This is a genomic window from Komagataeibacter nataicola, assembly GCF_003207795.1.
GTDB classification, from domain to species: Bacteria; Pseudomonadota; Alphaproteobacteria; order Acetobacterales; family Acetobacteraceae; genus Komagataeibacter; species Komagataeibacter nataicola.
The window spans coordinates 1-15,719 of sequence record NZ_NIRT01000031.1 but is presented as its reverse complement, the minus strand read 5'-3'; the positions used below and the strand labels follow the sequence as shown (position 1 = coordinate 15,719).

Annotated in this window: 13 protein-coding genes and 1 tRNA gene; 8 read left to right on the top strand and 6 right to left on the bottom strand. The window is 52.6% G+C overall.

Going from position 1 to position 15,719, the window contains the following annotated elements:
* Positions 1-170: 170 nt before the first annotated feature.
* From CDI09_RS13660 to CDI09_RS13640, 5 genes are all read left to right on the top strand, one after another.
* The gene (locus CDI09_RS13660) at positions 171-677 is read left to right on the top strand and encodes a (2Fe-2S)-binding protein (protein ID WP_078525371.1); all 507 of its coding nucleotides are present in this window, start codon (positions 171-173) and stop codon (positions 675-677) included.
* The gene (locus CDI09_RS13655) at positions 674-1,681 is read left to right on the top strand and encodes an FAD binding domain-containing protein (protein WP_078525373.1); all 1,008 of its coding nucleotides are present in this window, start codon (positions 674-676) and stop codon (positions 1,679-1,681) included. Before CDI09_RS13660 ends, CDI09_RS13655 begins: the two co-directional genes overlap by 4 nt.
* A 12-nt stretch (positions 1,682-1,693) precedes the next feature.
* Complete coding sequence (locus tag CDI09_RS13650; RefSeq protein ID WP_078525375.1) at positions 1,694-3,928, top strand: xanthine dehydrogenase family protein molybdopterin-binding subunit; 2,235 nt, start codon at positions 1,694-1,696, stop codon at positions 3,926-3,928.
* A 272-nt stretch (positions 3,929-4,200) separates the two neighbouring features.
* The gene (locus tag CDI09_RS13645; protein WP_236944435.1) at positions 4,201-4,965 is read left to right on the top strand and encodes a dTMP kinase; all 765 of its coding nucleotides are present in this window, start codon (positions 4,201-4,203) and stop codon (positions 4,963-4,965) included.
* Between the two features lie 100 nt (positions 4,966-5,065).
* Positions 5,066-5,890 carry a hypothetical protein gene (locus tag CDI09_RS13640; RefSeq protein WP_078525377.1) on the top strand — a complete coding sequence of 275 codons (825 nt, stop codon included), beginning with the start codon at positions 5,066-5,068 and terminating at the stop codon, positions 5,888-5,890.
* A gap of 364 nt (positions 5,891-6,254) precedes the next feature.
* Here CDI09_RS13640 and CDI09_RS13635 read toward each other — a convergent pair whose 3' ends face one another.
* Together CDI09_RS13635 and CDI09_RS17790 are read right to left on the bottom strand one after the other, a co-directional pair.
* The gene (locus CDI09_RS13635) at positions 6,255-6,884 is read right to left on the bottom strand and encodes a nucleoside/nucleotide kinase family protein (protein WP_146220886.1); all 630 of its coding nucleotides are present in this window, start codon (positions 6,882-6,884) and stop codon (positions 6,255-6,257) included.
* A gap of 185 nt (positions 6,885-7,069) precedes the next feature.
* A complete protein-coding gene (locus CDI09_RS17790; RefSeq protein WP_146220885.1) occupies positions 7,070-7,612 on the bottom strand; it encodes a hypothetical protein in 543 nt (180 codons plus the stop codon).
* A gap of 737 nt (positions 7,613-8,349) precedes the next feature.
* On the opposite strand from CDI09_RS17790, the gene CDI09_RS13630 reads away from it, so the two are divergent.
* The gene (locus CDI09_RS13630) at positions 8,350-9,909 is read left to right on the top strand and encodes a lipopolysaccharide biosynthesis protein (protein ID WP_146220884.1); all 1,560 of its coding nucleotides are present in this window, start codon (positions 8,350-8,352) and stop codon (positions 9,907-9,909) included.
* A 206-nt stretch (positions 9,910-10,115) separates the two neighbouring features.
* A complete protein-coding gene (locus CDI09_RS13625; protein WP_110571361.1) occupies positions 10,116-11,252 on the top strand; it encodes a CDP-glycerol glycerophosphotransferase family protein in 1,137 nt (378 codons plus the stop codon).
* Between the two features lie 262 nt (positions 11,253-11,514).
* Here CDI09_RS13625 and CDI09_RS13620 read toward each other — a convergent pair whose 3' ends face one another.
* The 3 genes from CDI09_RS13620 to CDI09_RS13610 all read right to left on the bottom strand — a co-directional run bounded on the left by CDI09_RS13620 (position 11,515) and on the right by CDI09_RS13610 (position 14,585).
* Positions 11,515-12,600, bottom strand: a complete 1,086-nt coding sequence (locus CDI09_RS13620) for a glycosyltransferase (RefSeq protein WP_078525385.1) — start codon at positions 12,598-12,600, stop codon at positions 11,515-11,517.
* A gap of 84 nt (positions 12,601-12,684) precedes the next feature.
* A complete protein-coding gene (locus CDI09_RS13615) occupies positions 12,685-13,293 on the bottom strand; it encodes a DUF3159 domain-containing protein (RefSeq protein WP_078525387.1) in 609 nt (202 codons plus the stop codon).
* Complete coding sequence (locus tag CDI09_RS13610) at positions 13,290-14,585, bottom strand: carotenoid oxygenase family protein (RefSeq protein ID WP_078525389.1); 1,296 nt, start codon at positions 14,583-14,585, stop codon at positions 13,290-13,292. The genes CDI09_RS13615 and CDI09_RS13610 overlap by 4 nt, the downstream gene beginning before the upstream one ends.
* Before the next feature lie 91 nt (positions 14,586-14,676).
* On the opposite strand from CDI09_RS13610, the gene CDI09_RS13605 reads away from it, so the two are divergent.
* A complete protein-coding gene (locus tag CDI09_RS13605; RefSeq protein ID WP_408884501.1) occupies positions 14,677-15,249 on the top strand; it encodes a TetR/AcrR family transcriptional regulator in 573 nt (190 codons plus the stop codon).
* A gap of 341 nt (positions 15,250-15,590) precedes the next feature.
* Here the strand turns inward: CDI09_RS13605 and CDI09_RS13600 are convergent.
* Positions 15,591-15,667: transfer RNA gene (locus CDI09_RS13600), tRNA-Met, on the bottom strand.
* Positions 15,668-15,719 lie beyond the last annotated feature (52 nt).

Sequence of the window (15,719 nt, the reverse complement as noted above, 5' to 3'; positions counted from 1 at the left end):
CATCGAAAATAAAGACGTACCGGTTATGGTGATGACGGCCTGCCAGACGCCATGCCGGGGAAATTTCATGCCTCCCTTTATAATGCATGAAGGCGCAACCGGCAGCCTGCTGATGCCTTAAACCCTGTACTACCCCCGACAGAACCCGATACCCGCCGGAGCGATTTCCCATGACCCATGTGTCTGTCGCCGTCCCGTGCCGTCTCCAGATCAATGGACAGGGCTACTCTGCCGATCTGCCGCCATCCGTCACGCTACTCGACCTGCTGCGGGAGCGGCTTGACCTGACCGGCACGAAAAAGGGGTGCGATCATGGCCAATGTGGCGCCTGCACCGTGCTGGTTGATGGCAAGCGGGTCAAAAGCTGCCTCATCCTTGCCGTCTCGATCCCCGATGCCGCGGTCACGACCATCGAGGGGATCGCTCACGATGGCCGGTTACACCCGATGCAGCAGGCTTTTATCGATGCGGATGCCTTCCAGTGCGGTTACTGCACGCCGGGGCAGATCATGTCGGCCATTGCCCTGCTGGATGAAGGCCATATCCATTCCCGCGCGGAAATACGCGAGTTCATGAGCGGCAATCTGTGCCGCTGCGGCGCCTATAACGGCATCATCGACGCCATCGAACGGGTCGTGGCCCTGCAGCACCGCAACCAGGCGGGAGAAGCTGCATGAGGCATTTTGCATATTCCCGCCCCGCCACCTTCGATGAAGCCTGCCACAATGCCGGACATACGCGCTTCCTTGCAGGCGGGACAAACCTGATCGACCTCATGAAGTCGGATGTCGAACGCCCGGCCCATGTCATCGATATCGGGTCCCTGCCGATGCACCATATCGAAGACCAGCCCGATGGCGGACTGCGTCTTGGCGCGCTTGTGACCAATGCCGATACGGCGGCCCATCCCCTTGTGGTCGAACGGTATCCCCTGCTCGCCTCGGCCATTCTTGCCGGTGCCAGCCCGCAGATCCGCAATATGGCCACCAATGGCGGCAACCTGAACCAGAGAACGCGCTGCCATTATTTTTATGACCCGGCCATGGCCTGCAACAAGCGTTCGCCCGGCACGGGATGCGCCGCACGTGGCGGGCGCAACCGGATCATGGCCGTGCTGGGCACCAGTGACGCCTGCATCGCCACCTTCCCCTCCGACATGTGCATCGCCCTTGCCGCCCTCAACGCCACGGTCAACCTGCATGGCCCGGACGGTGAACGCACGGTTGGCGTGCGTGACTATCACTGCCTGCCCGGTGAGACGCCATGGCGCGACAACATCCTGCAACCGGGTGAAATCGTGACCGCCATCGACCTGCCGCCCGCACCGTTCGGTCCGCACCATACCTATCTCAAGGTCCGGGACCGGCTTTCATTCGCGTTTGCAATCGTCTCGGTGGCCGTGGGCCTGTGCATGAAGGATGGCCGGATCGGGCGCGGCAGCATCGCGCTGGGGGGCATGGGCACAAAACCGTGGTGCGTGCCGGAGGCCGAGGCGCTGCTTGATGACAGGCCGCCTTCGCATTCGCTTTTCCGCGATGTTGCCGGGCGGTTGCTGCACGGGGCCACGGCGGACCGTGACAACGCCGCCAAGATCCGGCTGGCGCCGCGCGTGATCGAACGCGCGTTGTGGCAGGCGGTATCCGGCACGCCGCAATCGCAGACAGACAAGACCATTCGCTGAAGGACAGTCGCCATGAACGTCATATCCACGCCGGTCGGGCAATCCGTCTCGCGGATCGATGGTATTGCGAAAGTGACCGGACAGGCGAAATACGCCGCCGAACCCCATCCGCCGGGCATGCTGTATGGTGTCGTCGTCAACAGTCCCATCGCACGCGGGCGGATAGACACCGTTCATGACGCTGCGGCCCGGCAAGTTCCCGGTGTGGTCGAGATCATGACCCACCTCAACCGGCCCCATACCGCATTGTTCGAGAAAGCCTACATGGATGGCCTTGGCGTGCCCGGTGCTCCGTACAGGCCACTGCATGACGGTGAAATCCACTTCAACGGGCAGCCTGTTGCCGTTGTTCTGGCCGAAACATTCGAGGCCGCGCGTGAGGCCGCCATGCTGGTCAGGGTCGATTACGAGCGATGGCCGCACAATGCGGATTTTAAAGTTTCCCTGCACCAGAAATACATGCCATCGAAAACACGCAGCAATTACGTGCCGCCCAGACCCCGGGGCGACGCGGCCCGGGCCTATGCCCTGAGCACCGTGCAGGTCGAGGGCCGCTATCATCTGGCGCCCGAACACCACAACCCGATGGAGATGCACGCCACGACTGTCATCATTGAAGATGATGGCGCGTTTACGGTCTGGGACAAGACACAGGGCCCGCAGGCGGTGCAGGCCTATCTGGCAGGTGCCCTTGCCCTTTCAAAGGCGCGGCTGCGCGTGCGTAACCCTTACGTGGGCGGTGCATTCGGCTCGGGCCTGCGGGCGGTGTATAATGTCTTCCTCGCCACGCTGGCGGCAAAGATGCTGAAGCGCCCGGTGCGCGTGACCCTGACGCGACCGCAGATGTTCACCCATGTCTTCCGCCCCGAAGCGATCATGGACATCGCCCTTGGCGCCAGCCGGGACGGGACGCTGCAGTCCATGATTGTTGAAGGGGTGACCGATACATCGCGCTTCGAGCACAATATGGAAAACATCGTCATCTGGGGGCTGATCAATTACAGGTGCCCGAACGCCACGGCGGATTACAAGGTCGCGCCGCGCGACACCTATACGTCCAGCGACATGCGGGCCCCCGGGGCCGCAACCGGCGTCAACCTGCTGGAAATGGCCATTGATGAAATGGCCTATGCCTGCACCATGGACCCGCTGGCATTCCGTCTGCACAACTATTCCGATACTGACGCCATGCATGACATGCCCCTGACCAGCAAGGCGCTGCGGGAGGCGATGGCCCAGGGCGCGCGGCATTTTGGCTGGCAGCGCCGTTCCATGCCGCCCGGCAGCATGCGTGACGGCCGGGAACTGATCGGCTGGGGCATGGCAACGGGCATATGGGATGCCATGTTCTCCCCCACTTCCGCCCGCGCCCGGCTGGGACAGGACGGGCGGCTACATATTGCCACGGCGGCCTCCGATATCGGCACCGGAACCTATACCATCCTTGCACAGACCGCAGCGGAGGCATTTGGCATGCCGCTTGACCGGATTGATGTCGAACTGGGGGATTCCACCCTGCCGCAATGCCCGACGGAAGGCGGATCATGGACGGCGGCCTCCGCCGGGGCGGCTGTGTGGCTGGCCTGCCTGAGCCTGCGCAGGAAACTGATCGACATGCTTGCCAGAAGTAAAAATGCCCCGCCATGGGTAAAGCAGGACACCGTGACGCTGGAAGGCGGCATTTTGCATGACGTGACTGAAAACGGGCCGGTCAGTCTCTCGCTTCCCGATGCCCTGTCTCTTGCGGGCTACGACGCGCTTGAAGCTGAAGAAACCGCGAAACCGGGGCTGCGGGGAAAAATCAGCCAGATGCGCAAGGCGCGTTTCACGCACAGCGCGGTTTTTTGCGAGGTGCGCGTGGATGCGGAACTCGGCACCGTGCGCGTGACCCGTCTGGTCAATGCCGTAGCCGCCGGGCGGATCCTGAACCCGAAAACAGCCGCAAGCCAGATACGCGGCGCCATGGTGATGGCGACCGGCATGGCGCTGCATGAAGAGTCGCTGATGGATGAGCGCGTCGGCCGCTTCATGAATCACAACTTTGCCGAATATCACATCCCGACCCATGCCGACATTCCGGACATGGACGTGCTGTTCGTGAACGAGCACGATGATGAAGTCAGCCCGCTCGGCGTCAAAGGCGTGGGCGAAATCGGCATGTGCGGGACGGCGGCAGCCATTGCCAACGCCATTTTCCATGCGACTGGCAGGCGACACCGCAATCTGCCCATCACGCCAGGCGCCTGAACGTGCAAGGCGGAGGATGGCGATGTCGAGATGCGCCTGGAACTGTTTCCACCCGGGCGCGCGGCGGACATTATGAACATGGGCACCAGCGGCTCACCACGAACCAGCCCGGCTTTTTGGCCTCTTCTGGCGCGTGCCGTCTCACACCCTGACAACCCGTATGAGCAGACGGCGCAAGGGTAATTGCAAAAAGGATTCAAGGGTTTTCGCGATTGTGATATTCTCCTGACCTGCTAGGTTCCAGTGCCTTAAAAGTCAGGGATTTCTTCTACGTGCCGCAATCGACCTTTTCTGATACAATAGTTAATCAGGATGAAATTGTTCACTATGAACCGGTTGCTGGAAGAAAAGTACCTGTTATTGCCATAGTCGGCTCTGATGGTAGTGGCAAAACAACTGTTGGCGGCCTGCTGTATCAGTGGATAGCAAAGCGTGCCCCGGTCAAATTCTGCCATTTAGGTAAACAGACGGGAAGCTGGGGGCGCGCCATAGCGCGCATACCGGGTGTCGGGCGTTCCATCGACACGCGGATTGCCAAAAAGGCATCCCAAACGCGCGATGCGAAAGGCGCAAGCGTATTTACGGCGCTTGTTATTTTTATTTTATCAATGCGCAGGTTGATCCGGTTCAGGCATATGCGAAAACTGCATAAGTCTGGCTACGTTATTCTCGCGGACCGTTATCCTCAGGCTGTGGTTCCTGGGCCAATGGATGGACCGAATCTGGTCTCCCGCACACCCAATAATGCTTTTGTAAAATTTCTGACGAAATGTGAGCAAAAAGTTTACACACAGATGGCGCAGTTCCGGCCTGATCTTGTTCTACGTCTGAACGTTGACCTGGAGACCGCCCTCGCGCGAAAACCAGATCATCGGCCAGAATCACTCAAACAGAAAGTACAGGATGTGCCGCGTTTAAGTTTTAATGGCGCCAGGATTGTTGACCTTGATGCAACCCTGCCAATAGAAACGGTCGTATCAACCGCATGCAAGCATGTTTCCGCCGTGTTGAAAGCTTACGGTTACCCACATATTTAATGCCTGTTCTATTTTCTTACCTTACGGAGAGCGCATCAAAAACAATTAATGGACAATCTTGTCTCATGAAGCGTTTTTCTTTTTTGCAGGTTACCCGATAATGGCTGTACGTAAACATTTTCCGCCGCAGGCTCTGGAAACCCTCTTTGAGGCAATTCTTGTCGACGATGTTGTAGACCCGCATGTCGCCTTGCCGGAAGCACGGCCAACAGGCTTCTCGGCAGTTCAGATCACCGAATGCTTTCATCTTTGCCGTCAGTTATGGGTGGAGGGCATTTCTTATTCACAGGCACAATCATTAATAAAAAATATTATAAAACACAGAGATCTCTTACCCAGTGAAAGACTGGATTATAAATATATTCGCGCAAAATATAAGCACATGGGCTTTGCCTTTATACTTTATACTTATCGCCATAAGCGGCCATTCCTATACGAAGTCACTTCAACATTAATGGGCGAAGTGCAGGACGCTTTTCGTAATGGCCTGCCCAAAAAAACCTTGTACCTGGGTATCCTGCTTAAAGTATTTTTCAGTGCACCATTTGAAAAACTGAGGCGCAAAAGTGTACTCGATGCAGCACCATATATTGACAATTTCTATGATAACTTGAAAAAAGATATCCAGAAAATACCAAAGTATTTAAATACAGATTCAGTAACGCCTGCGCAGTTTCATAGTGTCCGCAAGATTATCAGTCGTCATGTCTCATTTTTTGATACGCTTCGAACTCTATATCCGTGTGAAGATTACTATAAGATGTCCCGGTTTCTGAGTGCCATAAATGGGCTAATGGGCGAGGAGCATGATGTTCTCGTTGAACAGGCATTCTCAGGTAAATTAAATTATCACAAGGATAAAATCATTATTCCAGCCAGAGTCAAAGAACTGCTGGAAGAACTTATTAAATTTTATGGTGATTAATAGGACCGTACCTGCCTGCTCCTTACGGCCCCAAGCCCCCTTGCGGAGCACATCCACTGCGCATGGCGCAGCGGGCGGCTCAGTCCGCGCAAGTAACCAAACAGTTCGGCATTGGAATTCCTACGGTAATCTGGTGGTTTCAATGTGAGGGCAAAAGAGACGTAACGGATGGCGCGCCTGAAACGCGAGCACAATCCGTCTGGATAGACCGCAGCACATCCAGCCGGTGGCTACGACATTCTGTCCTATTACAGGTTTCATCCAAAAAACGCGCGCAAACCATTGCATAACAAGCTAATATTCTAACCTGAGTTCTGACTTATTTCCTGTAACTTACAGCCAGACTCTAATAAAATAAGTAATTTTAACTTACTTTTTCGTTTGTATATTTTTCTATTACAGAAAATGCCTGCTTTTTAACGTTATCATAGCTCTGGCATGCATCAATTTTTACCATTGGGGCACCACCAAAACGCAGCAAGCGTGTTTTTTCAATTTTTGTCGCAAGAAGATTCATATTGTGATCTGGCTTTCGGCTGATCGCAGTCTGTAAATCTACGTCCAGAAAGATCACAACAGTCGGATGCACGTCGGCCATTTTCTGGTAGAGGCGCTTTTCGACATCAACCAGCCATGCAATAACCGGGTTGTTCGTATACCCGGCAGATAAACCTGGACCATCACAGCATCCGGCCAATTCTGCCTGCGGATAACGATCCGTAACAATCTGAATATTGTCGTGATGTGCCTTGAGAAGGCGCTTGAATGCCCAGTACCTCTTGCAAGAGAACAGAAACACAACAAGGGCAGTCAGCAATCCGGGGATATTGGTTCCCGGCGTACGGGTTTTCTTGGCCTTACGTGATGAAACACGCGCAATATATGGCCCGATGAATGGTATTTTTTCAATGCGCCGGCCCAGGTCGCCAGACCCCAGCCCAAGATATACATGAACCGTTTTACGCTTCGTGTTCAGGAGCTGGGCTGTTTCCACGGAAAGCCTGGACTTTCCTGCCCCGTCACATCCTATAAACGCAATAATCGGAGCGTTTGGCCTATTATTGTTATTATCAATCATAGTGCTATTTAACATCTGTAGCAGCATCACAATCAATAACAACCCCAAACTTGCAGATCAGCATCTTGTACTCACGGCTATCTATTTCCGACTGGGCCATATCAATGTGCCACCACGGACATAAACCATCGCGAAGCGTTACCCTGCCTTACATGGGATCGATAGATGCTGTCATCCATATTCAACAGGTCTGGCTGGCGGGAAATATAATGCCCGTTCAGTTCAATATTCCGTGATGAGCGCCCCTGTGTCTGCCAGTCCCCCATTCTGAGTGACGTACATGGCCCGGCCGCTACATTGGCAGAACACTCTGTCGGTACAATATGCGAATGGTTGCTCGACTGCCGGTCCCAGGCCCTCAGGGCCGCACCGGTGATTGTGCTGGCCACGAAGCCAGTCGGCGCATTACGGCAGCCCAGACCATGACAGATGCTCCGCAAGGCACCCGCCTCAAAACCGTCCTGCAGGTTTGAGGATATCAGATTGCCCGATTGGCCACGATACGACCTGCTATCATCAACGTTAACAGTACGCAGGACGTCATCAGGACCGATCTGGCACCCGCTTTCCGGCACCAGGTCTTTAGAACAGGCAAGTGTTATAACAATGTCGGTACCAGAGCGGATAACAACAGGATCAGGCATGAAATTATCCCATCACTGATGAGAAAATCTGCTTTGTCTCGCTGTAGCAGAATGACCTGGGCGCCGGGGTAACCGTGACACTGGCAGATGTGAGATAAAAACGCGGACGCAATGCCTCACGCAATTTCTGCTCCACGTTCAACTCAGTCCTCACGCTCATTCACCCTTATGTGTATCCGGCTAAACGGTACCGTCGCGTTCTACCGATCTTCTCGACTTTTCGTCAACGTTTTCTAACGAATGAAACCCTTTTTTTTACACAGTGTTGCAAACGATAAATGCCTGAGGAGCCAGTCTGGACCTGTTACCTTCACCATCATCTCCACGCCAGTCCGTTCATATGCTGACAGATTATCCAAAATGACCGGTCCGTTCCGGGGCAGGCACCAGACTACAAACCGCGCTCCGTTCAGCCTCCTCAACGTTGCGCTCCTCACCCCGACACCACGCCAGTCCCGTGCCGATGGGGCCGACTCTCGCCATGCCCGTCTACCCGTTCCCCATTGAGGACGGGAACAGCAATACAGTCAGTCCCTGTGCGGCGGATCATGGAGCAGATTGCCCTGCCGGACGCGCCATATATCCGGCAACAGCAAAATTGAGCGGCTGTTTTTACCCTGGCGGCACAGCATGGCATTTCAGGGCTGAGCTCAAGGCGGAAGGCGCCCGGAAGGAAGACTGACGTCATTGCAGATGGATGGGGAAAAATTACTGCGTCTTGATTCCGCCATGACGGGATGGTTCTGTCGTCTGGTCAGGATGTCGCGCCACGATGGGCACGGATAAGGAACGCTGCATGCGCCAGCGGTTACGCTTTGGGCCGCCACGCGGTGCATGGCCTATTTGATGAACATCCGCCTGTGCGCTATAGGGCAGCGACACCAGATCAACGCAAGGGGAGGAAAGATGTCCGACGGTTATCCTGGCGCCCGGTTTCCACGTCTTTATCGTTGCAGAGCTTTCTCCTCGTGAAAAATGGCACTAACAAAAGCGCATTTTCCCGGATTATAAGCAATACAAGTATTATCGCATTTGGCCGGGTGGTCAATGCTGTATGCAGTTTCATCTATATTCCATGGACTGTAAAGACAATCGGGCTGGATGCCTTTGGCCAGCTTCTGCTCATTACGAGCTACGTCATGTTGATCTCGGACATTACGCATCTTCATTCCTGGCAGCCTTTGCTACATTTTGGCACGGCCCCGTTCCATGAACGGAAACATCGGTACTTTCATCAGATTCTGGCTTTCTGCATGCGATCGGATATGATCAGCGGTCTGTTCGGAATGATTGTGGGGATTGTGGGAATCATGCTGTTCAGCCATGCCATGGGATGGCCTGACAGTATCTGTAGTACTGCTGAACTGTGCACTGTATTCATTTTATTCATGAACAGAGGCTGGCCTGTCGGGGTCATGCGGCTTCTGAACAAATTCAAAATGGCCACCATAGTTGAAATGGTCGGTTCCCTTACGCGTACGGCGGGGACATTCATTGGTTATGAATTGAGGGAAAATCTGGTCTTTTTTCTTCTGGTCTGGTGTGCGACACAATTTGTTCTATTTTTGCTCTATAATGGCGTTGCGTTCTGGCTCGTGCGGAAAAATGTGGAAAGACGCTTTTCCTGGCAGGAATTCTTTGTTCCGACAGTAAAAATTCCAGGAATATGGAAATTAACGATCGGCACAAGCACAAGCAAGATACTCGATTCATTTTCAAAACAGATTTCCACCCTGCTGATCGGTGCATGGATTGGTGCGTCAGATGCCGCCATCTTCAGGGTCGCATCACAGATTACCAATGCATTATCCAAGCCGGCAGGCATGCTGATTCCTTCCCTGTATCCTGAATTTATCCGCTTCCGGGATGAACAGGACTGGAAAGGTCTACGCCATACAATGATGCGCATCTTCGGAACGATTGCGCTCCTCGGCGTTGCGGTCCTTATCATATCCCTGAGCGCCGGCAATGCGATTCTCGATTATATGCTTCACTATCACTCCTATTATGGCGGGGTATTGGTCAGTATTCTGGCTGTCAGCGTGCTGATTGACATTACAATTGTTCCTCTTGAGCCTTTCCTGACCGTCATGGGGAAGGTTCCGACCATTCTGCGTGCTAAAATTTTCACGCTTCTGATTTATATGCCGGTTCTTTTTGTCTTTACCAAACGGTGGGGGATCTGGGGTGCTGCTTCCGCTTCGGTAGTGGCTTCCGTGATCATGTTTGTCTGGTGTTCCGCACGTGCCCTTCAGGTGTTCTCTCACGTGTACCGTCGCCCCCGTTCAACCACATGATATCAATGGCAGCACCATATGGACTAAAGGAAACCACTGATGAGTATTCATTGTCAGGAAACAGGATCGAAGAATCCGGGCAATAAATATCCGGTTTCCTCAAGGGTATATGGCGTTCTGGCGACGGCGTAATATCAAAGTCCCGGCCCGCATGTTCTGGGTCAGTTTAATAAATATTTTCTACACTCCTGCATTGAGTAGACACGATGACCGTCAAGATTGCATTTGTTTATATTGCCGAGCCATATCAATGTTATCATGCGGCTTCCGTGGCCAGTGCCTTGAGTGCCTTGCCTGATTGTTCAGTAACAGAGTATTATAGCTTTTCTGACAGTGCTGAACATCTTCGGCACATCAGGACGCTTTTTGGGGGCAATGATTCCTTATCGATCAGGCCATTCCAGAAATCAGTATTTACAAAAATTCTGCATATTGGTCGGCGTCTGGATCGGGAAAAGAGCCATGTCTTCAGAGAAAACATTGAAGAGCTCAATAATTATGATGCCATCATTTCAACTGAAAATACTGCCGCCTTTTTAAAGCAACAGGGGCTGAAAAAACCGAAACTCATTTTGATCAAACATGGCGCAGGAGACCGGAAAGTCAGAAATGAGTATATGGTCAAGTATTTTGATTTTGTGCTTTTTCCTGGCCCCAAAATAAGAAACTATTTTTTAAAAGAGGGTTTTACAACTGAAGAAAAATCAACATCCATAGGATATCCCAAATTTGATATATTCAATGCCATTAAGGCAGAAGAATTTTCTATTTTCCCCAAGAACAAACCTATTGTCCTTTATAATCCTCATTACAAAAAATCTCAGACATCATACTATAAATGGAAAAATTTCATAATAGAATCGTTTGAAAACCAAAATTATTATGATCTTGTCATTTCTCCTCATGTAAAGATGTTTCATGAAGGCTATTTTGTTAATGAGTTTTTATTGAAAAGGAGAAATTCAGAGAATGTATACATTGACACAGGATCAATAAATTCCGTTAACATGACATATACATCAAATTCTTCCATTTATGTTGGTGATGTAAGCAGTCAGGTTTACGAATTTATTATTGAACCACGTCCCTGCGTTTTTCTGAACCCCCATAAGATCAAGTGGCAAGGCAACCCTTATTTCAAACATTGGGAATTTGGAGAAGTGGTAGAGAATAGAAATGACATCATGCCGGCAATCAGGAGGGCAAAGGAACAGCATTATTTATATCTGGATGCACAGAAAGAAATGATCAGAAAAACATTTGGCACCATGCCTTTGTTGGGAGCATCACAAAGAGCAGCAACAGCCATTATTGATTACCTCAATCAAATAAACATGGCATGAAAGCGATGCAGTCTGACTTATCCGATCCTGCCGGAAAACCTTTCGCGAATGCTCTCTGCAATAGTTCTGATGCTTTCAGAACATTGCCTGATGGCTTTCGATAATCAAAGCTGGGGTCAGGCTCCCGTTATAGCCTCTCTTGATAGCGCGGTGATCCTTGTCCACTCCATTTTTTATCCGATGATTATCTCCCGGCTCTGAAAAATCCTGTCATTGTCATGAGGTCATGCCAGCCAGATAGTCTGACTGGCTGATAAATCTGTCAGATTTTGAGAATTTCTTTCTTTATTTTTGTGACAATGCGCAGACTTGCTGCATCGAATTTCTTTAAACTAAATTTTTCAGCAACAAATTTCTGGGCATTCTGTCCATACTGTTTCACCAGATATGGTTTCTGAAAAATGCTTTCAAGAGACTCTACAATACCCTCCTCAATATTGCCGGATAATAAAAAGCCTGTTTGGCCATTAATGACACTATAGGCAAGTTCACCCACAGGAGATGCAATAACTGGCAGGCCCGCGGCCATGGCCTCATGTGCCGCCAGGCACATGCCTTCAAACGTAGAGGGCTGTATATAAACATCTAATGAAGATAAATATGCTTCAGTATCTTCAACATATCCCATAAGCGTAAAATTATCCTGCAATGAGAGCCGGTTGATTTTCTCCTGCAGCATTGGCTGCAGAGGCCCCGTTCCGGAAATGGACACTTTAAGCCTACGCTTAAAATCAGGATTTTTTTGTAAAAACTTATATATGGCATCAATAAGAACAGAATAATTTTTCTGTTCTTTCAAGCGTCCCATGCTGCCTAAATGCAGGGGACGTGTACCATCCCAATAAGAGCGGACAGGAAGGATATCACTACAAAAATAAAGGGGCCATGACAGGATATTGGATCTGGGTATTTTCATGCGTTTGTTTAGAAATTCTTCAACTACCGCTGAGTCTGCAATCCAGAGCTTGGATAATTTACGGAATATCTGCGTATAAATTCTGACTGCAGCACTATGCTTCCAGCTAACAACCGGAATATTGGCCATAACACCCGCAAACTGGCCTACAATCGTGGCGCCACTTAACGAAGTCCAGATGATATCGGGCCGGGATTTTTTGATTATTTTTAAATAGGCTTTAGTATAGTCAATAAAATTATGCCTTCGGTCAAACATGACCGTATAGGGAATATGCGCGGCATCCAGTTTAGGTGCCGCTTTCATATCTCGTGGCTCGCAGGCAATAACTTCCACTGTACAGCCATGCCTTTCAAGACTTTGCACTATGGAAGGAATGGCAAATTCCGCTCCACCGTTTTCCAGACTTGTAACAAGGTAATGAATCTTCACAGGGGCTTCCCGTCAAATGATATATAAAGAATATGCGTATTGAAATTGTACTATGTTTTTTAGCCGGTCGAGGGGAAAAATGCCCTATGCCCGCCTGTCCACCGTAAAAATCCCTGCACGGCACCCGAGTTGAAACAGTGCTTTCCCTTTAGAACTGACCAGAATCATGGCCACTAAACTGGCCGGGCTGATGATGTTCTCCAGCAGGCCCATGCGGCCAGACGGCATGGTGTGGGCAAGCCAGAGATAAACACTGCCCCTGATTAAGAAATAGGCAGCCCAGACCCACGTAAAGACCCGAAAGAACATGCGCAGGTCATGACGGTCAGCCGCAAAGGGGGCACCCTGCCGCTGCTCGGCAATATCCTGCACGATCGGCTTACGGCCCAGCGCTCCGATCATGAAGACAATGCCGACAAGATAACTTGTCAGAACAGGCTCGATCCGCACGTTCATCCTGCCCGCGCAGACAACAGGTCCGAGAAGCGCCAGGATCAGGGCCAGTCCGTTAAACAGGAGCCAGACGCGTGGAAAGTCCAGACCTCGCCACCAGCGCATGATACCATCGCCGATGACAAACAGGATAACGGCAGCACTCGCGTAAAGTCCCAGTCCAAGCGCCCCAAGCCCCCAGAACAACAGCAGACCTCCCACTTCAGGCATGATGCGTCGGAAAGCAGATTGGCGGCTCATAAGGCCCTCTCCAGATCAAGGAAGACATCGGACACAAAACTGCCGTGAAAACCATCCGGAACCCTCTGGGGCAGGGTTACGGAGGCCACCGGGCCATCCGCCACATGACCCGCATCAAAAATGACCAGCCGCGATTGCGCGAAATCAGGCCGCCAGACCAGACTCAGCAGCCAGCCGTCATCCGGTCCGGCATGGTGCTGCCGCGGCACGAAGACAGGTTCAGAGACGAAGGCCTGGCTGCCAAAATCGAACTGGTCGATCGCACCGTGCATCAGGTCCAGGCGGGCAACGGCCTGAAAACCGGGCGCTCCCGGATGACGGCGGCTGGTGCAGTAGATCTGACTGTAGCGGGAACCGGCGATGCGATCATCAATACGGCCAAATTCTCCCACCATGTCGTGCAGGGGTTCCACACGCACCGGGCCATGGCCATCATGGGCAACACTCCAGCGGCATGGACGGGCATTCTGGCAGAAGGGTATCCTCTCCTGCGGCCCGGGAAACAGCGGGGGCGCGTCATACACGAACAGATCGAGATACAGGCGATCACGATCTTCCCACGCATTGACGATATGAAAAGCATAAACGGTTGGGGCTTCATACCACCGCACGGCGTCTCCGCACGCCCCACGTGCCAGCACGGCAAGATGACCACCGAGTTCGGGATGCCACGCAAAAGCGAATGACGCGTCATTTCCCGACGTAGCCTGCCGTGCAAGTGGCAGGATAGGCAGGGCAATATGCCGGGATGTTACGGCCACATCATGTACCATGCTGCAAAATGGTGCGCTGAAGCGTGTTTCCCATACCCTGTGCCCGGACCTGTTCAAGGCCCCGCAACGGATCATGCGCGACCCTGCACCGTCGGCGGCGTAACCAAAGAACACGAGTTCGCCTGTAAGCGGATCATGCTTCGGGTGCGCCGTGAAAGGCCCCGGCGCGTACGTTGCTCCGGTGCGGGCCAGTGTCTCTGGCACCAGGGCAACCGGTGCATGCGCTTCTTCCAGAGCCATGATCGATCCGGCATGAAAAATGGCATGCGTATTGGCTTTGCCCAGCCCCCTTTCATCGCGCGGCAGAACCCAACGGTTGCGATAGGCACACTGCTCCTCCCCTAACGAAATGGCGTGGATCATGCCCGGCCCCAGAAACCAGTGATGATCTGCTACCCCTGCCCGGGGATTGGGACCATTGCGATACAGGGTTCCGCGCAGGCCAGAGGGCAGTTTCCCTTCCAGTGGAAGTCCGCGCGCGTCGATTTCCCGCTCAATCGGGGGTCTGTTGGTCCGCATTGTTTCCTCAAAACTTTACATTGTAAAGAATGAGGGATGCAAAAAGCGCTCGTCAAGTTATTTTTACAGTGTAAAGTTATAGAGGAAGGAGATCGGAATGACCGCGGAAGCCAAAAGCAGCTATCATCATGGGGACCTGCACAAGGCATTGCTACATTCTGCCCGCACCCTGCTGGAACGTGACGGCATCGGGTCACTGAAACTCCGGGCCATTACGCGCCATGCCGGTGTTTCCGCCACGGCTGCCGTCCCGCATTTCGGCAATCTGACCGGGCTGCTCAGCGCACTGGCTGCACAGGGATTCGATGAACTGGCTGCGGCCATGTCCCCCGAACATACCAGGACACCCCAGGATATGGGCCTGGCCTATGTGCGCTTCGCGATTGACAATCCAAGCCTGTTTACGCTGATGTTTCGCAGTGATGCCGTCAACCCTGACAATGCTGCCCTGGCTGCGGCATCAACCCGGGCTTTTGACAGGCTTATTACCCTTACGGTGAACAAGACGCATTCCGATGTGCCGCATGAGGCCGCCATGGCAGCGCTATGGGCAAAGGTTCACGGGTTGGCCGTACTTGCGATAGACGGTTTGCTTCTGCCGCTGACCCGATACAATGGAAAAGAGGGTTCACTTGATGACCTGATCAGCAAGGCTTTGTCCTGAAGCGCAGACCATTTCAAGCAGAGAGATGTGTGTTATCTGAACCAAGCAGCTAATGCTGGTAATTTCTATTGTGCATTGAAGATCGCCGCAGCGTCTGCTGGCGAAATATTGCCCGAGCCCGTTCGTGGGGTTCTCACGCTCCAGTTGTCCTGATCCTCGCCTGATAGACCGTTCGCTTATCGCAGGCGCATTCGCCCCTTCATGTAGATGGGCTCATTTTGGAGGAAAGATCAGGATAAGTAGCTCTTTTCCAGGCATTGTGTTTCCTGCGCCGCGTTTCAGGCACAAAAAAAGCCACCCGATTGGGTGGCTTTTCTTTTGTCTTTTCAGACGCTTATTCATGGTTGCGGGGATAGGATTTGAACCTATGACCTTCAGGTTATGAGCCTGACGAGCTACCGGGCTGCTCCACCCCGCGTTTGTGAGGGAGGACTGGAAGACCTGGCGGCGACCGACTTTCCCGTGCCTTA

Bases quoted from the DNA above. Each gene is read 5' to 3' on its own strand.
- CDI09_RS13660 (WP_078525371.1), top strand. From the start codon at position 171: ATGACCCATGTGTCTGTCGCCGTCCCGTGCCGTCTCCAGATCAATGGA.
- CDI09_RS17790 (WP_146220885.1), bottom strand. From the start codon at position 7,612: ATGCCTGATCCTGTTGTTATCCGCTCTGGTACCGACATTGTTATAACA.
- CDI09_RS13640 (WP_078525377.1), top strand. From the start codon at position 5,066: ATGGCTGTACGTAAACATTTTCCGCCGCAGGCTCTGGAAACCCTCTTT.
- CDI09_RS13630 (WP_146220884.1), top strand. From the start codon at position 8,350: ATGGTTCTGTCGTCTGGTCAGGATGTCGCGCCACGATGGGCACGGATA.
- CDI09_RS13625 (WP_110571361.1), top strand. From the start codon at position 10,116: ATGACCGTCAAGATTGCATTTGTTTATATTGCCGAGCCATATCAATGT.
- CDI09_RS13650 (WP_078525375.1), top strand. From the start codon at position 1,694: ATGAACGTCATATCCACGCCGGTCGGGCAATCCGTCTCGCGGATCGAT.
- CDI09_RS13615 (WP_078525387.1), bottom strand. From the start codon at position 13,293: ATGAGCCGCCAATCTGCTTTCCGACGCATCATGCCTGAAGTGGGAGGT.
- CDI09_RS13655 (WP_078525373.1), top strand. From the start codon at position 674: ATGAGGCATTTTGCATATTCCCGCCCCGCCACCTTCGATGAAGCCTGC.
- CDI09_RS13610 (WP_078525389.1), bottom strand. From the start codon at position 14,585: ATGCGGACCAACAGACCCCCGATTGAGCGGGAAATCGACGCGCGCGGA.